Source organism: [Actinomadura] parvosata subsp. kistnae, assembly GCF_900323885.1.
Lineage (GTDB): Bacteria > Actinomycetota > Actinomycetes > Streptosporangiales > Streptosporangiaceae > Nonomuraea > Nonomuraea composti.
This window is the reverse complement of record NZ_OOHJ01000034.1, coordinates 1-18,074: the sequence shown is the minus strand read 5'-3', so window position 1 is coordinate 18,074 and position 18,074 is coordinate 1. Positions and strand designations below refer to the sequence as shown.

The window sequence follows — 18,074 nt, the reverse complement described above, 5'->3', positions numbered from 1 at the left end:
AGCCTGCGAGGCGGCGCAGGGCAGGCAGGAACGGCGCGGTCCACCAAACGGTCGCCGCAGCGAAGATCATCAGGGGCAGCCCTGCCGGGCCGTACCAGTAACGCCACGCTCGTTCCGTTTGCCAGTAGGCATCACGGCGCGCTTGGCACCCGTGGCACGCCCGCAGGTAGCCGATCTCGGCGATGCGTGCTCTCGTTCGCAGGGCGGGGGCGATGCCCCACAGGGTGAGCGGCCCCCAGACGAGGCCGATCCACTGGAGCGCGGTCACGAGGCCACCCGGTGCTTCTCGCGCTCGTGCTGGAGAGTGAGGTCCAGCCACGCCCCCCAATAGGCGTGCTCGTAGGTGCCTCTCGCTGTCTCCTCTGCCTTCCCGCCCTTGGTGTAGCGCAGCACGTAGAACTCCGCGCCTTCAAAGCACAAGAGGTATGCCTCGCAACAGCCCGCCTCGGCGACGCATCGGCGACGGCGTGGCTGGTGCGGTTCCCAGATGTACACGTGATCACTTCCAGTGGCGCGACGGCCGGACCTGGGGGTCTGGGCCGGGAAGGGCCGCCGCGCCTGCTAGGGGCCGGGGCGTGGACGTGGGTTACGTCGCTGCCCTGGGTGTCTCAACCTGTGGTTTGTTGCGCCGCCTCGACGTGTAACGGTCTGATCAGCAGAACCGCCCGACCTCCTGGTGAGCGAGCGGGCGGTTGCGCAAGTCGTAGGCGGCCTGCGACCGCCATTGCGCCTGGACGGCATCGGACATGCGGCGCAGCAGTTCGTCCGGATGCTCCGCCGCGACCCAGATGCCGCCAGGGGCACAGTGGCCCGCGTAGAACGCGACGAGGGCACGATCGCGGAGGGAGTACATCACCCACCAGTCGGGCAAACGCCGTTGGAGGCGCTCGGCGTAGTTCTTTCCCATCGCGTCGGCGGCGGTGTCTTTCTCATTGATCAAGACCATTGGTGTCTCCACAAGAGCACAGCGGTTCAGGGGCGCAGGCCGGGCTGGGCAGCGGGGTGCCCGGCCTGCGCCAGATGTGCGGTACGGCGGGGAAATCGACACCGGGCCGTCCGCACATGACGTGGGCATTCGCAGCGCGGGTTGACGTGCTGCTCCGTGATGACGGTTGCCACGCCACGTTCAGAGATTCGGCTGGATGCGCGTGGTCAACGAGGCACCGTGTGCGGGTTGGGGCTTCCACGGGGGGCGCTCGGGGCTCGCGCTGTACCCGTAGCGGCTGGCGAAGGAGACGCTGCACGTGCAGCGCGACGAACAAGCAGCAGACGGGCACCGATGGCAGCTATCTGTTCTCGGCGCCGGGCAGCCACCTGCCTGCCGCCCAGGTGGGATACGGTCGGCAGGACCACCCCGTACGCGCTGGACAGAAGAAGCACGTCCAGCAGACCAGCGAATGCCGGTTCCGTCGTCGGCCTGATCCCGCGATCGGTAAAGACGCCGCAGAGCTGCAACTCGTGCTGATCGCAGTATTGGGTGAGCGTCACCATGAGGGCGGCTTGCCGTTCCGGTGTCGAGCGGTGCAGCCGCAGGTAGCCGTAGACGATCGGACCGTCCACATCGTGTTGTTCGGTGAGTGTCCACAAGGTAGCCGTCCTTACCCTGACCGGGGCTGATGGCCTGCTCTTCGAGCATGACCAGCGCTGACCTGGCTGGATACGAACCGCTGTCGCACTTCCGTTGCACTTCCGTAGGCCCTCGGTGCCTCTCCGTGCTTCCATGGCCGTGGAAGGGAGCAGCGTCGTGACGACCGTGCACGAGTGGACCGGCCTTGAAGCCCATGCGCTACGGCTCGCGCTGCGGATGAGCGTGCGCGTGTTCGCCCAGCACCTCGGCGTGGCTCCTCGCACCGTGGCGAAGTGGGACCACTACGGCGCCTCCACCAGGCCGCGGCCGGATACCCAGGCGATCCTGGATACTGCGCTCGCTCGTGCGGACTCGGCGAGCCACCTGCGGTTCGAGACCCTGCTCCTGGAACTCGGCCAGGACACAGAGCAGGGGCTACGGGTCACCCGAGTAGGGCCACGGGCTTGGGACTACGAGACGTGGACGGATGATCTCGACCGGGCCCTGGTCGCTCTCAGCCGTCAGAGCTTCAGCTACGCCGCTGACCTGCTGAACCGATGGCTCACCCTCTACGACCCGCACGCCCTGGACGACAAGGGCTTGTACCTGTTCGCACGGTCCACGACGTTGCTCGGCGACCTCCAGCGCGATCAGGGCGCGGTGGCCGGCCCGCTATCCGCCCGCCGCTCCTACCTCAACGCCCGCTCCATCTACACCCAGCTCGACATCCCACGCCGCGTCGCTCAGCTCGACCTCTCCCTAGCTGTCGTCTCCGAGATGGCGGGACAGTTGGACGAAGCCGCGCAGGAGTACGAGGCGCTGGCCGTCGACGACCGGCTCTCAGCGCGCGACCGGGCACGCGCCCGGTTGTGGGTCGGGACCGCCCTGAGCAAGAACGGCAAGAACGACTACGCGGCCCGCCTGATGACGACCGCCATCCGAGAGTTCGAGGGCATCGGCGAACCTGAGGACTGGTCCGTCGCGCACCAGAAACTTGCCCTCGCCCACCGGGGCGCGGGCAACCTTCCGGAGGCCCTGCGCCTCATCGATCTCGCTCGCTCCACTGCCGTCACCGATGCGCCCATGCAGCGGGTCCGGCTGGAGACGGCTTACGGGCACATCCTGCTTTCCGACCGGGCCACCGTGGATGATGGGCTGGTGATCCTCGACCGTGCCGCGCGAGAAGCTGCGCAGCACGGGCTCGCGCACCAACTGCGCAGCATCGAGGGCATCCAGCGGACCCATCAGGGGAACGTCCGTCTTCCCCTTCCACGGCGATCAGGGAGCAGCCGAGTGAGCGTCAAGCAACAGGTCATCACCGACGAGCAGTGGCGGCACGCCCGTACGATCTGGGACTACCACCAGATGCACCACGACCTTCGCCACTGCGATGTGGCCATCGGCCTGGGCAGCCACGATCTGGGCGTCGCGCGTGCGGCCGTCGAGCTGTACCGCGCCGGCTGGTTCCCGCTGCTCGTCTTCTCCGGCGCCACCAGCCCCACCACCGCAGCACGCTTCCCCCGCGGCGAGGCCGTCCACTACCGCGAGCACGCCGTGGAACTCGGCGTCCCGGCCGAGGCGATCCTGCTGGAGCCGAACGCGACCAACACCGGGCAGAACATCGGCCTGTCGCGGCAAGTCCTGGCGGACTCCGGAGTTCAGCCCGCTTCCGTGCTGCTGATCTCCAAGCCGTACATGGAGCGCCGGGCCTACGCCACCGCCCGCAAGGTGTGGCCGGAGGTCGAGGTGGTGTGCGCCTCCGAGCCGCTGGAGCTGGACGACTACGTCAGCTCGATCGGTGATCCGAAGCTGGTCGTCGACATGCTCGTCGGAGACCTCCAGCGCGTGATCGAGTACCCCAAGCTCGGCTACGCCATCGAGCAGTCCGTACCAGGAGAGGTCCATGACGCCTACCAGGCTCTTCTCCACGCCGGATTCGACAGCAGGCTCCTTTCGTCCTGAGCTGCCGTACGGAGAGGTGTGCGCAATCCACCAGCCCAACCTCTTCCCGCGCCTGTCGACCTTGGCCAAGCTGTACGCCGCCGACTACTGGATAGTGCTGGATGACGTCCAGTTCGCCCGGCGCGACTACCAACACCGCACCCGCCTGGCCTCGCTCGACGACTCCCGCCAGACGCAATGGTTGTCCGTCGCGACTCATCTGCCGCACGGACGATCGACCTCGATCCGTGGAGCCCGCCTGGCTGAACCCTGCCGTTGCCGACGTCGCGTCGGGCAACTCCTCGCCGACCACTACCGGCGCAGTGTCTACTGGCCGCCCTTCAAACGGCGGCTCGAACCCCTGCTCGCCCGCTTCCAGAGCACCGACCGGCTGGCGGACATCACCGAGTTGTCGACCCACTTGCTGCTGGAGGAGGTCGGATGGCCGGGCCGCGTCCTGCACAGCAGCGATCTTTTCGCACGGGGCGGACGGTCGCAGCGGCTTGCCGACCTCGCCTGGCTGACCGGCGCTACGACCTACCTGTGTGGCACCGGCGGCATGCGATACCTAGAGCCGGCAGCCTTCCAGGCCCACTCGATCAAGGTTCTGCCGTTCCGTACGCCCGCTTCGGGTATCTGGGGATCGGCTCGTGAGGTGAGCGCCGTACGCGCCCTGATGCTCGCCGGACCGACTGCAGTGCGGCTGGAGCTGGAGACACTGAAGGCGCATGTTCTAGCGGGTGACCCTGCGAGGTCTAGCGGAGCCGCTAGGAGCTGTTTGGAGTTCGGATCATGTGGTTGAGGTGAGGAGTCTTAACCACAAGGTCGAGCCCCGGAGGTAGAGCCCGGCCTCGTAGCTTTCCGGGGCTTTGTCGTAGCGGGTGGCCAGGCCACGCCAGGCCTTGATCTTCTGGAAGCAACGTTCGACGGTGTTGCGCTGCCGGTAACGCTGCGGATCGAAGGTGATGGGCCGCCCACCGGCCGAGCCCTTCTTCTTCCGGTTGGCCTGCTGGTCACTCTTCTCCGGAATGACCGCGCCGATCCGGCGGCGACGCAGATAGGCGCGGTTGGCCTTGGAGGAATAGGCCTTGTCCGCGGCCACCGCAGCCGGGCGGGTCCGTGGCCGGCCCACCGGCCCGGCCACCCGGATCTTGTCCAGCACGGCGGTGAACCGCGGGCAGTCGGCAGCTTGGCCGGGCGTGAGCACGAACACCAGCGGCAACCCGGCGGCATCGACCGCGGCATGAATCTTGCTGCTCAGCCCGCCCCGGGATCGGCCGAGCGCGGCCGCCTCCGCCCGCGCCTTACGGCGTCGCCGGACAGCGGCGCGCTCGCGCGACGGTGACGCGCCGGCCTCGGGTGCGGCCTGGGGCGCATCACCCGCAGCACCGGCGGCTGCTCCGCCAACGGAGCCCCCTTTTCCTCAGTCAGCGCCTGCTCCAGCGCATCCAAAGTCTCCCCGGCCACCGCCAGCCCGGCCGACTCCTGATGCGCCCGCACGATCGTGGAGTCCACACTGACCAACTCCAGCCCCACCTGCCCCCGCGATGCGGCCTCGGCAATCAACGCCTCCATCAACCCCTGGAACACCCCGGCCTTGGCCCAGCCGTTGAACCGGGAGTAGACAGTGGACCAAGGCCCATAGCGTTCCGGCACGTCACGCCAGCCCGACCCCGTCCGGAACCGCCACAAGATCCCATTGAACTGATCACGCACCCGCCGCGGCAGCGGCCCGGTAGCCGCCACCGGCAGATGCGGCTCGATCAACGCCCACTCGGCATCGGTCATATCGAAGCGCGCCACATCGGAGTTCTACCAGCCACAGCCAGCCCAGCGCCGACCTAGCCAAGATCCGAACCCAAACAACTCCTAGCGGACCAGACACGTCCTGACCTGGACCCAGAAGGCCGACACCGGCAATTCGAAGGGACCTCAGCCCTCAGCCGACGACAAGGCAGGAGTGAGCGCGAACGAGGGGAACCCCTAAGTCATGATGCGTGAACGCATGCGAGCCGCCGTCGAGCTCCTCCGGACCAACCGCGACTATCGCCGGTACGCGCTGGCGCGGCTGTCCTCCACGATCGGCACCACCGTCGCGCCGCTCGGCCTGGCGTTCGCCATGATCGAGGCCGGGGGTGGTGCCGCCGCGCTCGGGCTGGTCCTGATGGGTGGCCTGCTGGTGTTCATCGCGGTCACCCCGGCCGCGGGGGTGCTGGCCGATCGGCTGCCGCGCCTGTCCATCATCGTGGCCTGCCAGATCATCTGCGGGGTGTGCCAGCTCGTCGCCGGCGTGTTGGTGCTGAGGGGCGCGGCGGCGGTCTGGTCGCTGGTCGCACTGCAAATGGTCGCCGGCGCCGCCGGAGCGTTCTTCCAGCCGGCGGTCAAAGGGCTCGTCCCGCAGCTCGTCCCACCGGGGCCGATGCTGAGCCACGCCAACGCCCTGCTCCAGATCGCCAACAACGCCGTCGCCATCCTGGGACCGGGCCTGGCCGGGCTGGTGATCGCCCTCAGCAGCCCCGGCATCATCCTCGCCTGGGACGGCGCCACCTTCCTCGCCTCCGCCGCCCTGTTCCTCACCCTGCGCCTGCCGTCCTCCCCGCGACGGGAACGGCGGCGCTTCCTGGCCGACCTGGCCGAGGGCTGGTCGGCCTTCCGCAGCCGCCGCTGGCTGTGGGTGCTGACCGTGGTGAGCGCGTTGACGTCGGCGTGCTGGGCGGCCGGCGTGAGCGTGCTCGGCCCCGTCTACGCCACCCGCTACCTCGACGGCGCCGTGAGCTGGGGCCTGGTCACCTCCGCCATCGGGATCGGCCTGGCCTGCGGCTCGATCACCTCGCTGCTCTTCCCGCCCACCCACGTCGGCCGGCTGATGTGCCTCACCCCGATCCCCGTGGCGCTGCTCCTGATCGGCATGGCCACCGGCGCTCCCCTGCTCGCGCTCGCCAGCGCAGGCGCCCTGACCGGAGCGGGCGGAACACTCCAGTTGATCGCCTGGACCTCCTACCTCCAGGAAGCCATCCCCACCGAGCAGCTCAGCCGCATCGTGGCCACGAACGCCCTGATCGCCACCCTGCTGGTGCCCGTCGCGTACGCGGTCGCCGGCCCGGCCGCCGAACTGGTCGGCGTGCGGGCCGTCCTCGGGGGATGCGCCGTGATCGTGCTCGGCGGTGCCGTGATCGCCGCCTGCTCACGCGACGTTCGGCAACTGATCAAGGCGACCTCATGAATGCCGCTGTACCGGCCACTGTGGGGAGCCACTCTGACGGTGGTTTCGGGCCCCTCCCCCCGCAACGGCGGCCGTTCGGCGTACATGCTTGTTCTCGAAGTCGGTGACCAAGGGGTGTTCACGAATGGGCGTGGCCTGCACCGAGTCGGTCACGGTGGTGGTCGCTTCCTGCAACGTAACTGATCGTTTCCCCAGCTGTTCGGTGCCTTCAGATACTGACAGCGCTCTGCGTGCGGCACACATCGGCGTGGATTGGGAGGTCATGCATCACGTGAGGTTCAGGGGCCGTCAGACCAGATGTACCAGGGGCCCTTGAAGTGCTCATACCTTCCCTCTTCTGGATCTGGTGCCCGATCCGGGATGTAGGCGAAGCCGTAGCTCTTCCAATCCATCGTGAGCGAGGTGACCATGAACCTCGCTCCCCCGGGGATCTTCTCCACCTCGTCCACCCAATACAGGCCCCACCATCGATCGGCGGCATAGTCGCTGCGCACCGACCGGGCGTAGCGCTCCAGGCTCGGCCCTGACAAGGCGAAGCGCGCGTGAAGGGGCGCGTCGATCTTGACGAGCAGCACGGTGCCCAGCACCAGCACGAGCGGGACGAACATCCAGAGCGCCCACCCCCGCCGGCCCGGCGCTCGACCCAACATCCACGACCAGGCAATGGCGAGCGCCAGCCAGTACGGCACCAATGCCAATGCCCAGCCGGACAGGCCGGGAGTGCTCGCCTCAAAAAGCGTCAGGAGCGATGCGAGTCCGATCGCCCCGGTGAAGAGCAGAGCGCGGCAGTTGCGAATCAGACCCATAGGGCGATCTTGCCCGACACCAGGATCAATCGCAGCAGATCATCCCCCTGCACCCGCCCGATCTCGGCCACCTGGACAAGTTCGGGCGGGACTGCCCTACCTGACCCCACACCGCCGGAGCGCGTACTTGCGGTAATCCGCGCCGTTGCGGTGCCGCGGTCGAGGTTGTCACTTCAGGTGTGTAAAGATCGTTGCTGAGTGCTTGATGGCGGTTCTTTACCTGATGCGGCCTGGATAGGCGATGTCGAGTTCGATGAGTGCTTCGCGCCAGCCGATGGTGCGCTGTCCTTCGATCAGGCGGGCGGTGCTGGGCGAGTTCTTGATCTTTCCGGTTTTCTCCTTGGTCGCGGCGCGTTCGCGGGCGCGTTTGTCCTCGATGTTGATGATGGCCAGCCACAGCAGCTTGACCACGGCGTCGTCGCCGGGGAAGTGCCCGCGGGCCTTGGTGACCTTGCGCAGCTGGTAGTTCAGGGACTCGATGCTGTTGGTGGTGTAGAGCAGCTTGCGGACCGCCGGGGAGAAGGCGAAGAACGGGATGAAGCGGTCCCAGGCCGTCTCGAACACCCGGGCCGCCTGCGGATAGCGCTGGCCCCAGGCGGAAGCGGTGAGGTCGGCCAGGGCGTCGAAGGCCGCCTGCTCGGTGGGCGCAGTGTAGATCTTCTTGAGTTCGGCGGCCAGCGCGGCGCGGTCGCGGCGGGCGACCGGCCGCAGCGCGTTGCGGATCAGGTGTGGTTGTAAGGAAACAACACGGTGCTTCTCGGTTTCCGGTTCGATGACGTGGTATGCCCATCCCTGGCGAAGTCCGCGGTCAGCTTGCAGCGCGGTTCGCGGTGTTGCTGCCGCATCTGAACGAGCGTCAACGGCGTCTGGCGTTAGCGACCGAGGCCCGACTGCTGGGTCATGGGGGTGTTCGATTAGTCGCGCGGGTGGCTGGGGTCAGCGAGACCACGGTCCGCAAGGGCGTGCTCGAGCTCGAGTCCGGTGCTGAACCGCTGCCTGATGGGCGGGTCAGGCGCGCAGGGGGCGGCAGATGGCGGGCCGAGGCTGTTGATTCACTGCTGCTTCCAGCGTTGATGGGGCTGGTCGAGCCGGACGAGCGCGGAGATCCCGAATCACCGCTGCGGTGGACGACGAAGTCGCTGCGGCATCTGGCTGCGGAGTTGTCCCGGCAGGGGCATCGGGTGACCGCGCCGACGGTGGGCCGGCTGTTGAAGACGAACGGGTTCAGCCTGCAAGGCACCGCCAAGACGTTGGAAGGCGATCAGCATCCTGATCGGGACGCACAGTTCCGCTACATCAACGAGCAGGTCAAGGAGCATCAGGCGTCGGGCGAGCCGGTGATCAGCGTGGATGCGAAGAAGAAGGAGCAGTTGGGGCTGCTGCCGATGGGCGGGCGGAAATGGCGGCCGCGCGGCGAGCCGGTGCAGGTCGAGGACCACAGCTTCTGGGCCGGCCCGAACGTCGAGACGGTGGTGCCCTACGGGATCTACGACATGACCGCCAACACCGGCTGGGTGAACGTCGGAGTCGACCACGACACCGCGGCGTTCGCGGTCGCCTCGATCCGCCGCTGGTGGCAGGCGCGTGGCCATGCCGACTACCCGCGCGCCTCTCGGCTGCTGATCACCGCGGATGCGGGCGGTTCCAACAGCTACCGCTACCGGCTCTGGAAAGCCGAACTGGCCGCATTCGCCGCCGAGGCCGGACTGACGGTCACGGTCTGCCACTTCCCTCCGGGCACCTCGAAGTGGAACAAGATCGAGCACCGGTTGTTCTCACACATCACGATGAATTGGCGCGGACGGCCGTTGACCAGCCATCAAGTCGTTCTCAACACGATCGCGGCGACCACGACCTCGGCCGGGCTGAGGGTCGAGGCCGCCCTCGATCCCGACTCCTACCCGACCGGAGTCTCGGTCAGCCGCGACCAGCTCCACGCCCTGCCCATCACCGCCCACCCTGAACGCGGAGCCTGGAACTACAGCATCGCCCCGAAGGGCGGGCAAGCCGTCCCGCTGCGTGCCGATCAGCGAGCCACGGCCCGAGCCCAGACCCTGCAGCTGCTCGCCGGCCCCCGCCTGACCGGCATGAGCAGCGACGAACTCGACGCGCTGCGCGCCCGGCTCGCCCCGGCCCAGGAGGCCCGGGCCGAGCAACGCCGGTTCGTGCTGCGCGGCGGCCGGCGGGTGGCCACCACCGGCCGCAGCCGAGCACTGCTGTCCAGCTCGGACGAGGTCCTGATCACCGTCATCTACCTGCGGCAGGTCTGCCCCCAGAAAGTGCTGTGTGACCTGCTCGAGATCAACCCCGTCACAATCGGCCAGGCGATCAAAGCCACCCGGCAACTCCTGGACGAGCAGAAAATCAACATCACCCCGGCCGTCGTCCGCTACTTCACCCGAGCAGACGACCTACGCGCCTGGGCCACCGGCACCGACCCGGCCTCGCACGTTCCGGCAAGCCCGACCCATCACGCACTGACCGACCCGCGCCTGACCGGCATGAGCCGCAAGACGCTGGATGCCATGCTCGAGAAATTGATCGTGCCCTACGCCGCCGCGATCGAACAGCGCCGCCACCGCCAACGCGGAGGCAACCGCCGCCCCGGTTCCCGAGGCGGAGTGTTCCGACAAAAGATCACTGACGGGGACCGGATCCTCGCCACGATCCTCTACCAGCGCCGCGTCTGCACCCTCGACACCCTCGCCGAACTGTTCGGCATAAGCCGGAGCACCCTGTGGAACGCGGTCAACGACGTCCTGCCCATCCTCTGCACCCACGGCCCGCGATCACCCCCGCCGGCCACCGCTACGCCTCGGCCGCCGCCCTCCTCGCCTCGACCGACCCACCACACGAGCATGCCGACCCAGGAAAACCAGCATGTTGATTTTTGGCAGCCACAGTGAACGACGCAGGCCTGCACGGTGGTGTGCGGGAACGCCGCGTGGATGGCGTCTTCGAAGCCGGTCAGGCCGTCGGTGCAGGCGATGAGGATATCGCGCACGCCCCGGTTTTTCAGGTCGGTCATCACCGTGGTCCAGAACCGCGCCGATTCGCCGGCGGTGGCGGTATCGAGCGGGGTCTTGGCCAGCCAGATCCCGAGGACGTGCTTGTCGCCGTCGGCGTCGATGCCGACCGCCAGGTAGGCGGGCTTGGCCTGGACGCTGTGGTTGTCGCGGACCTTGACCACGATGGCGTCCAGGAACACCACCGGGTAGACCGCTTCCAGCGGCCGGGCCTGCCAGGCGCGGACCTCTTCCAGCACGGCGTCGGTGATGTTGGAGATGGCCTCGTGACTGAGTTCGACCTCGTAGATCTGGCGCAGGTGGTGCTGGATATCGCGCACACTCATGCCGTGCGCGTACAGGCTGATGATCATGTCGTCCAGGCCGCCGGAGACGCGGCCGGCCCGCTTGGGCACCAGCACCGGCTCGAAGGTACCGGCCCGGTCCCGGGGCACGGCCAGCCGGACCGGCCCGACCCCGGTCTGCACGGTCTTGCCGATCCTGCCGTTGCGGGAGTTGCCCGAGCCGTGGCCGGCCACCTCGTGCTTGCCATAGCCCAGATGCGACGACAGCTCGGCCTCCAGCGCGCGTTCCAGCACCGCCTTGACCAGCTCGCCGAGCATCGAGCCTTCACCGGTCAGCCGCAGCCCGCCGGCGCCGTCGCGTGAGCGTTCCAGCAGCAGGTCCAGCACGTGATCGCCGAGCAGGTCCCGCAACGGCACCTCACCGTCACGCTGGGGGGATTGTTCCCCGCCATGATGCGCAGCCGCCCCCAGCAGCGCCGATGCATCATCGCGCTGGTCTTGCCCCACCGCGGCCAGCGCGGTTCTTCCCCGTGTCGTGGACATGATCGTGTTCTCCCCCGAGATGGTGAATGATCGTCGCAGACTTTCGTCTACGTTTGATGATCATTTCCACACCTGGAGTGGCTCTGCCAAGATTCCCGTGGTAACGCTCAATTTCTAGCGATCGTGAGAAGTATCCGTTTTCGGAGCAGGGCCAGACCGGCTCGCCCGTACATCTGCCGTTTCAGCAGTTTAATCTTGTTGACCACGCCTTCTGTGGGGCCGTTGCTGTAGGGCAGGGTGAGACCGGCGACGACGGCGTCGTGGTCGATGAGCAGTCCTTCGGCGAAGGAGCGCAAGGGGTGCAGATCGCCGGCGCGAACGTCGGCGATCCAGTCGTCCAGCCGGTGTCCCTGGCGCTGGGTGAGCAGGTCGGCGAAGGTGCGTACATGCTCGGTGGCCTGCTTCAGCTCCAGGCAGCAGTCCAGTACTTCCTGCAGCCGGGTCGTGCGGCCGGGGCTGAGGTGGGCCGGGTCGGTCATGATCCAGCTGGCGACGCGGCGGGGTGAGGGCGGCGCCGGAGCGTCCTCGGCGCGTCCTTGGCCCAGGTAGCGATACAGCAGCGTGGAGCCGCCCTGGTACCCCATCGACTTGATCTCCCGCAGCAGGGCCCACACGGTCACGCCGGGTTCGGCGGCTCGGCGGCTGCGCAGGTAGTCACGAAACGGGTCGACCAGCGTGGCACCCCGTTTCGAGCCGCCGATCAGCTGCTCGACGTGTGGGGCGCGGGCGTACTTCTTGACGGTGTTCAAGGCGAGGTGGAGCCGGCGGGCGATCTCGTTGTTCGTCACGCCCTGGCCGAGCAGCGCGTGGATGGCCGCATACCGGCTGCGGGTGCGCCGTACGGTGGGGCCTTCGTCGCGGCCCTGGCCGGTGGCGATGTCGCGGAAGCAGCCCCGGTGGGCCAGGGCGAGTTTCTCGACGGCCTCGCTGAGGTTGTTGAGCAGGTGCCAGCGATCGGCACACTGCACCGCCTGCGGCGCGCCGTCGCGGGCGCCGGCCGCGTACGCGGCCGAGCGGTCCCGGCAGATGAGCTGGACTCCGGGATGCGCTTGCAGCCAGTGGGCGAAGGTGACGCCGAGCCGATCGGGCAGCACGTCCAGGCAGCGATGGGTGACGGCATCGATGATGATGGTGGCATACCGCTGACCCCGCTTGATCGCGAAGTCGTCCACGCCGATCACCGCCGGGACGGTCGACGGCGGCTCCGGCAGTGCCATCAAGGTGCTCAGCACGCTGGTGCGGCTGAGCAGGAGCCCGATCGTGGCCAGGAGAGATGCGCCGGCTCGCCCAGCCAGCGCCAGCGCGCATGCGATCACCAGCGCCGTCGCGCCCGCCGTGCGACGTCCGTAGCGGCCGGCCAGACCCGGCACCTGCTCGTGGAAGGTCTGCCGCGCGCAGTCCAGGTTGATGCACACCAGGCGTCGTAACCTCAGCTCGATCACCACGGGCAGCCCGTCCACCGGGCGATCGGCCAGGCGGCGCCGGTGATAGCCGTGCACCTTGCCCGTGGCCGTCCCGCACGAGGGGCAGCACACCGGATCGCCTCGCGTGCGGGCCACCACCCGGATCTGGCCGTCCTGACGATCCACCTGCTCGATCTCCACCGCGGCCAGGTGCGGGAAGAGCACGGTCACCATGTCACGGTTGCACACCGTTCACGGTCTCATCCAGAGCAGCGGAGTGTGGATGGAACAGCACCTTCTGTCACCACAGGAATCTTGGCAGAGCCCCTGGAGTGATACCCCCCCGCGGTCGTGGCGCGGTCGGCTGTGAGGGTTGTCAGAGCCAGCGCAGCTCGTCCTGGACGGCCGCGATGATGGCGGTGTCGTCGCGTCGGGGGCCGTCGGGTTGGTGGTTTTGGCTGCAGGGGCGCAGTCTGATCTCGATTCTTTCCAGGGCGTTGGGGAGCCATCGGTCGAGGTGTTCGGCGGCGTCGCCGGCGGTTGCTCCCTCCCATAGGTAGGCGGTCTTCCAGGTGCAGTACAGCATGGAGATTTCTTCGATGACGTCCCAGTGGCGGGGCCAGCAGGGTTGGATGGCGCGCTGGGCGGTGGGCCAGCCGAAGAGCACCTGGGTCAGCCAGTCGCCGAGTTCGCCGAGCCGGTCGGCTTTGCGGGCGTGGGGCATTTTGGGCCAGCACCAGGGGCGGGGTGGTGGCTGGAGTTGGGGAGCGGTGTTTTTGGCCGTCCCGGTGGTGGTCAGGCTGGTGACGATGTGGGACAGGTGCTCGAGGTCGGCGGCGAGAGCGGCGATGGTGTCGGTGGGGTCGTCGGCGTGGGCGGGGCCGGTGTTGGGGTCGGTCATGGTGTATCAGGTCAGGGGCGTTTGATGTGCCAGGGGCGGGAGGAGCGTGGCTGTCTGGTCGGTGGCGGGGTGGCGGAGTCGTCCGTTGATGGTTGGGTTGTGGCCGGGGTTGGTGCTGGTGGGGTGGGGGTGAGCGGGAGGAAGGGGATGGTGCCGTCTTTGGTTTTCCAGCGTTTGTAGTCGGCGCGTTTCCAGACCTGTTCGGTGCGGACGATGGTGGGGGTGGCGTTGCGGCGCACGACCAGGGCGCGCCAGGTGGGCAGGCGGCGGGCGTGGTCGGGTGGCAGGACCGGGACGGTTTCCCAGCGGCGGGTGTAGTAGGGCTTGCCGGAGCTGTCGACGGTTTTCTCGCGATACGGCAGGGTGATCTCGCCGGCCAGGTCGGACATGACTTTCAGGTCGTGCGGGTCGGAGGTGGCGCCGAACAGCATTTTGGCTTTGCAGTTGTTCCAGATGGTGGTCGCGCCGTGTTCGCTCCAGCGGTGCTGGAATTGCGACCAGGATTGGCCGGCGATGATGAAGACGAAGCCGGAGCCGGCTGCGGTGGCGATCCAGCCGGGCAGTTGCGGGATGGGACAGATTTCCGGGGCTTCGTCCAGGACGAAGGTGACGGGCGGGTCCATGCGCCGGTTGGGTCGTGGAGAGGCGAGCATGCGGGCCTGGTGGTGGATTTCGGAGATCAGGGTGGCGAACAGGAGAGGGGTGGCGGGGTGGGTGCTGTCTCCGGAGATGAGGTAGAGGGTGCCGCGCTGGCGCAGGAAGGCTTCCAGGTCCAGGCCTTCGCCGACCGGTGGGCAGAGCAGGTGGGCGATGGCGGGGTCGTCCATGCAGCGCAGGACCTGGCGCAGGGTGAGGTAGATGGAGTCGCGGGTGCGGACGTGCAGGTTGTGGTAGCGGCGGACCAGGGCGGCGGCGCGGCTGGTGTTGTGGCCGGGGCGGGGCCGGGTGAGGATCTTCAACGGGGTGGGGTCTTCGTTCAGGGTCCAGGCGTCCACGTGTTCCAGGCTGAGGTCTTCCAGGCCGGCGGCGTACAGGAGGGCGGCCAGGGTCATGGCGGCCTGGTTGGTCCAGAACGTCTGGTCGGACAGGCCGCCGGTTTCGGTGGCGGCGACCATGGTGGCGGCGCGGCGCAGGGCGGTGGCGGGGTCGTGGCAGCCGTGGACGGGTGACCAGCGGACGGTGGAGGCCCAAGTGCCGAAGCGTTCGGGTTGAACAGTTCGACGTTGCCGCGCAGGCCGGCGGTCAGGTCGACGACGTCGTCGCGGATGCTGGTAACGATGGCGGCGCCGGGGGCGTCGATGATCCAGCCTGCCAGGTGGGCGGTCTTGCCTTCCTTGTGCGGGGCCAGGCACAGGATGTGGTCTTCGAGGGTGGCGTAGGCGCGGAAGCGGATCAGCCAGCCTTGGGCCCAGCCGAGGAACAGCGCGATCTCGTTGCGCCGCACGACGTGCCTGATCCACCAGCCGCGCAGGCAGGGGCGGGCGCGGCGGGCGACCTTGCGGGCGGCGGGGAGGCCGTAGTGGAGGTGGAGCTCGAGTCGGCGGGCGAACCCGCGTCCCGGATACAGGCGCCAGCGCAGTCGCCACCACAGGGCCAATCCGCTGCGGCGGCGCGGGTTGCGAAGCCGGTCGGCGGCCAGGGCGACAAGCGCGAGGGTCAGCAGGGCCGCGGCGGTGGCGACGGCCCATGAGGTGAGGGTGAGCGTGGAGGGCAGTGGGCTCATCTGATGGTCCTGGTAGGGGCGGCGGGTGGTGGGTCAGTCGTCGGGCGGGTCGTCGTGGCAGTCGTCCCAGGTCAGGCAGGCGCGGGTGGGAGGTGCCGGCGAGGCGGGCGGGGTGGTTCTTCGGGTCCGTGGGCGGCGGTGTGCGGGTGGGGCGGGTCGTGATGGTCACGGTGGTGGTGACGGTGCGTGGCGGGCGTTCAGTCGCGGGAGGCGTTGTCCTCTGCCGCCGGGGTGCCGGGGTGCGGGTCGATGCGGGTCGTGGGTGCGTGAGGGGCGCGGGTGGTGCTGGCGCGAGGGGTGGAAGTGCGCGGCGCGGCGGGCCGATCGCTCACCCGCATCGGTGGGGAGGTGGCCGGGGACGGTGCCGGCGTGCTCGCTTGAGGTGGGCGCGAGGCGGGGAGGGCGAGCCAGATGCCGAGGGCGGCGCTGGCGACCAGCACGGCGATCGGGGTGATGACACGCCAGCGGGCGCGGGCCGGTTCCGGGCCGTACCAGTCGTCCTCGACGGTGGTGGCCTGCCGGACCGGGGCAGGGGGTTGTGCAGGGCGCGGCCGCTGACGGGCGAGGGCGGCGGAGGCGGGTCGTCGTCGTCTGCCGCAGGGTCCTGCCGGCCTGGCGTCGGGTCGGGTTCGAGGTCGGTTTCGACGGGGTAGCCGCCGTCGGTGGCGTCGGTGAAGGCCCGTGGCCGGTGCGGGCCGGGAAAGAGCCGGTCGTCGGGTCGCATCGGGAATGGGGGCTTCTCCACGGGCGGAAGGGGGCTGCCGGTTCGGGGCGTGGTCAGAGAAGGAGGAAGACTTCGCTCACTGCCTTGGCGAGTTCGGCGAGGTCGGCGGTGATGCCACGTTCGGTGGAGGCCGCATCGACGATGACGGCCAGGCGTCCGCGCAGACCCTGGCGGGTCAGGGTGGTCCACAGGGCGTTGGGGGTGAGGCCCGCGTCCAGCAGGCGGTAGGTCTGGTTGTCGTCGACGGCCTGGTGTCCCCACAGGGTGATGGTGGGCACGCCGAGGGCGATGGCGGTGCCGATGCGGGCGTCGATCTGCGTGGTGGCGGCGGCTTGGTCCCAGGCCGAGGTGTCGCCGGTGTGGGCGAGGCCGTATTCGCGGGCGCCGATCTGGGCCAGGGTGTCCCATTCCAGGGCTCTGATGCTCATCCACTGGGCGCGGGCGGCCAGGGCGGGGGTGATCGGGGTGGGCTTGCCGGTCTTCGGGTCGGGCACATGGTGCCGGCGGTAGGTGCGGCCGAACAGGCCGGTGGAGATCTCGACGCGGTCGGCGGCACGGGTCTTCAGGTAGCGGGTGACGTTCTCCTTGGTAGCCAGCGGGGCTTTGGCGCGCATGGCCTGAATGCACGCCTTGACCGATCCGCAGCCGAGCTCGGGCACCACCACGCCGATGCTCAATCGTTTACCGGGCAGCGCAGCGCGAAGGGCGCCACCGGCGCGGGTGAGGAAGCGAGTGACGTCGCCTGGGCTGGTGAAGCCGGTATAGCCGAGGTTGTCGGCGAATTTCACGCCGATCACGCCCGGCGTTTTGGCGGCTGCGATGACGGCGTCCAGGGCGGCCGTGAAGCGTGCGTCTCCGGCGGTGTAGTCGTCGGCCAAGTCGGTCTCCACCCAGACGCGTAGTCGTGGTCGCACAGCGGCTGTGGCCGCGATGGCCTGCACGGCGGGGGCATCGGCAGTGGTTGCAGTGGCGGTCGGCTCGGCCGTCGGCTCGACGGTGGGCGTAGTGGTGGGAGTGGTGGCGGGTGATTGGCTGGTCACCGTCGGAACCGGGCTGGTGGGCTTGGGGGCCTCGGTGAGGGTCGGGGTGGCGGGGTTGCCGTCGGGCGGGGGTTCGCTCTGGCCCGTCGGCCTGGCGCTGGCGGAGCTGTCGGCCGGTGTGGTGGGCGGCTGGCTGGGTGGGGCGGGGAGCACGGCGGTGGCGTCGATCGTCCGGACCGGGGTGCTCGACGACGCGGTCGAGGTCGCTGTGACGGTGGCTGCTGCGGTAGACGGTGGTGCGGTCGAGGGCGGCGTTGATCGCACGACCCATTTGCCGTTGACGTACCCCTCGTAGGTGATCTTGCCAGTGGCCTGGTCGGCGCACCGGTACCAGCCGGTGGGCTGCTGCTTGCAGAGGGTTTCGCCGCCCTTGCAGGTGCGGGAGGTCGACAGGTCGGTCGTGCGGTTGCAACGGACGTACTGGGCCGGCAGGGGCTGGGCGCGTTCGAGGTTGGCGCCGTCGTCGGCTGTCCAGAATGTGGCCACTTGCGCTGCGTCCTGGGGCGGGGTGAGCCATCGGCACACCACGTAGCTTGGGGGTGCCGGCGGGCAGCATGTCGCGGCAGGAGTCGCCGCGTTCGGCATCCACCGCTTGCTCTGTGCCGGGCTCGGTGCCGGAGATCAGGCCGGGCTCTGCGGTGGCCACAACGGGGATGAGAAGGGTCAGGGTGATGACGACGCCGGCGGCTGCGAAGCGTCTTTCTCGCCGGGTGATGCTGCCGAGGAATCGTTTCACGTCGTTCTCCAAGGAGGGGTCAGCCAGTGCGGCAGTGGGACCAGTAGCCCTGCCGGTCGCCGCCGTGCGTGAACCGATCCGGTGGGGATCCACTCGCCTTTGTCGGCCTCGACGGTCCAGGTGACGGTGAGCGTCAGCGTGCCGCCGCCGGTCGTGG

Annotated in this window: 12 protein-coding genes and 4 pseudogenes; 4 read left to right on the top strand and 12 right to left on the bottom strand. The window is 68.8% G+C overall.

Features of this window, described 5'->3' with window-relative positions; translation table 11 throughout:
* Positions 1-264: 264 nt before the first annotated feature.
* Together KIS93_RS62020 and KIS93_RS62015 are read right to left on the bottom strand one after the other, a co-directional pair.
* Complete coding sequence (locus KIS93_RS62020) at positions 265-420, bottom strand: hypothetical protein (protein ID WP_155127510.1); 156 nt, start codon at positions 418-420, stop codon at positions 265-267.
* Between the two features lie 232 nt (positions 421-652).
* Entirely contained in the window at positions 653-946 is a 294-nt protein-coding gene (locus KIS93_RS62015) for a hypothetical protein (RefSeq protein ID WP_080039217.1), read from the bottom strand.
* Positions 947-1,744: 798 nt separating this feature from the next.
* On the opposite strand from KIS93_RS62015, the gene KIS93_RS68685 reads away from it, so the two are divergent.
* Together KIS93_RS68685 and KIS93_RS62000 are read left to right on the top strand one after the other, a co-directional pair.
* Positions 1,745-3,529: an ElyC/SanA/YdcF family protein gene (locus tag KIS93_RS68685; RefSeq protein WP_080039219.1), complete on the top strand. Its 1,785-nt coding sequence runs from the start codon at positions 1,745-1,747 to the stop codon at positions 3,527-3,529.
* Complete coding sequence (locus KIS93_RS62000; RefSeq protein WP_080039220.1) at positions 3,471-4,310, top strand: WbqC family protein; 840 nt, start codon at positions 3,471-3,473, stop codon at positions 4,308-4,310. Before KIS93_RS68685 ends, KIS93_RS62000 begins: the two co-directional genes overlap by 59 nt.
* On the opposite strand, the pseudogene KIS93_RS61995 reads toward KIS93_RS62000, so the two are convergent.
* Positions 4,299-5,311: pseudogene (locus KIS93_RS61995) on the bottom strand (IS5 family transposase). The gene KIS93_RS62000 and the pseudogene KIS93_RS61995 sit on opposite strands and share 12 nt — an antisense overlap.
* 202 nt (positions 5,312-5,513) lie before the next feature.
* Between KIS93_RS61995 and KIS93_RS61990 the strand changes: the two are divergent.
* Entirely contained in the window at positions 5,514-6,731 is a 1,218-nt protein-coding gene (locus tag KIS93_RS61990) for an MFS transporter (RefSeq protein ID WP_186405183.1), read from the top strand.
* Between the two features lie 278 nt (positions 6,732-7,009).
* On the opposite strand, the gene KIS93_RS61985 is transcribed toward KIS93_RS61990, so the two are convergent.
* Positions 7,010-7,537, bottom strand: a complete 528-nt coding sequence (locus KIS93_RS61985) for a hypothetical protein (protein WP_080039222.1) — start codon at positions 7,535-7,537, stop codon at positions 7,010-7,012.
* A gap of 216 nt (positions 7,538-7,753) precedes the next feature.
* A pseudogene (locus tag KIS93_RS67130) lies at positions 7,754-8,266 on the bottom strand (transposase); the annotation flags it as partial.
* A 53-nt stretch (positions 8,267-8,319) separates the two neighbouring features.
* Between KIS93_RS67130 and KIS93_RS61975 the strand changes: the two are divergent.
* A pseudogene (locus KIS93_RS61975) lies at positions 8,320-10,424 on the top strand (ISAzo13 family transposase).
* A gap of 15 nt (positions 10,425-10,439) precedes the next feature.
* On the opposite strand, the pseudogene KIS93_RS61970 reads toward KIS93_RS61975, so the two are convergent.
* From KIS93_RS61970 to KIS93_RS61945, 7 genes and pseudogenes are all read right to left on the bottom strand, one after another.
* Positions 10,440-11,264 (bottom strand): annotated as a pseudogene (locus KIS93_RS61970) (IS256 family transposase); the annotation flags it as partial.
* Positions 11,265-11,497: 233 nt separating this feature from the next.
* Positions 11,498-13,027 carry an ISL3 family transposase gene (locus tag KIS93_RS61965; RefSeq protein ID WP_155127513.1) on the bottom strand — a complete coding sequence of 510 codons (1,530 nt, stop codon included), beginning with the start codon at positions 13,025-13,027 and terminating at the stop codon, positions 11,498-11,500.
* A gap of 142 nt (positions 13,028-13,169) precedes the next feature.
* Positions 13,170-13,694: a hypothetical protein gene (locus KIS93_RS61960; RefSeq protein ID WP_080039225.1), complete on the bottom strand. Its 525-nt coding sequence runs from the start codon at positions 13,692-13,694 to the stop codon at positions 13,170-13,172.
* Between the two features lie 11 nt (positions 13,695-13,705).
* Positions 13,706-14,827: a type IV secretory system conjugative DNA transfer family protein gene (locus tag KIS93_RS61955; protein WP_246005576.1), complete on the bottom strand. Its 1,122-nt coding sequence runs from the start codon at positions 14,825-14,827 to the stop codon at positions 13,706-13,708.
* Positions 14,743-15,417, bottom strand: coding sequence for a hypothetical protein (locus KIS93_RS67125; protein WP_246005575.1), 675 nt, complete (start codon positions 15,415-15,417; stop codon positions 14,743-14,745). The genes KIS93_RS61955 and KIS93_RS67125 overlap by 85 nt, the downstream gene beginning before the upstream one ends.
* 197 nt (positions 15,418-15,614) lie before the next feature.
* A complete protein-coding gene (locus KIS93_RS61950) occupies positions 15,615-15,857 on the bottom strand; it encodes a hypothetical protein (RefSeq protein ID WP_186405181.1) in 243 nt (80 codons plus the stop codon).
* Between the two features lie 337 nt (positions 15,858-16,194).
* The gene (locus KIS93_RS61945) at positions 16,195-17,667 is read right to left on the bottom strand and encodes a hypothetical protein (protein ID WP_186405180.1); all 1,473 of its coding nucleotides are present in this window, start codon (positions 17,665-17,667) and stop codon (positions 16,195-16,197) included.
* Positions 17,668-18,074: the final 407 nt, after the last annotated feature.

Coding starts and splice junctions, on each gene's coding strand:
- KIS93_RS62015 (WP_080039217.1), bottom strand. CDS start 946: ATGGTCTTGATCAATGAGAAAGACACCGCCGCCGACGCGATGGGAAAG.
- KIS93_RS62000 (WP_080039220.1), top strand. CDS start 3,471: ATGACGCCTACCAGGCTCTTCTCCACGCCGGATTCGACAGCAGGCTCC.
- KIS93_RS61990 (WP_186405183.1), top strand. CDS start 5,514: ATGCGAGCCGCCGTCGAGCTCCTCCGGACCAACCGCGACTATCGCCGG.
- KIS93_RS61985 (WP_080039222.1), bottom strand. CDS start 7,537: ATGGGTCTGATTCGCAACTGCCGCGCTCTGCTCTTCACCGGGGCGATC.
- KIS93_RS61965 (WP_155127513.1), bottom strand. CDS start 13,027: ATGGTGACCGTGCTCTTCCCGCACCTGGCCGCGGTGGAGATCGAGCAG.
- KIS93_RS61960 (WP_080039225.1), bottom strand. CDS start 13,694: ATGACCGACCCCAACACCGGCCCCGCCCACGCCGACGACCCCACCGAC.
- KIS93_RS67125 (WP_246005575.1), bottom strand. CDS start 15,417: ATGAGCCCACTGCCCTCCACGCTCACCCTCACCTCATGGGCCGTCGCC.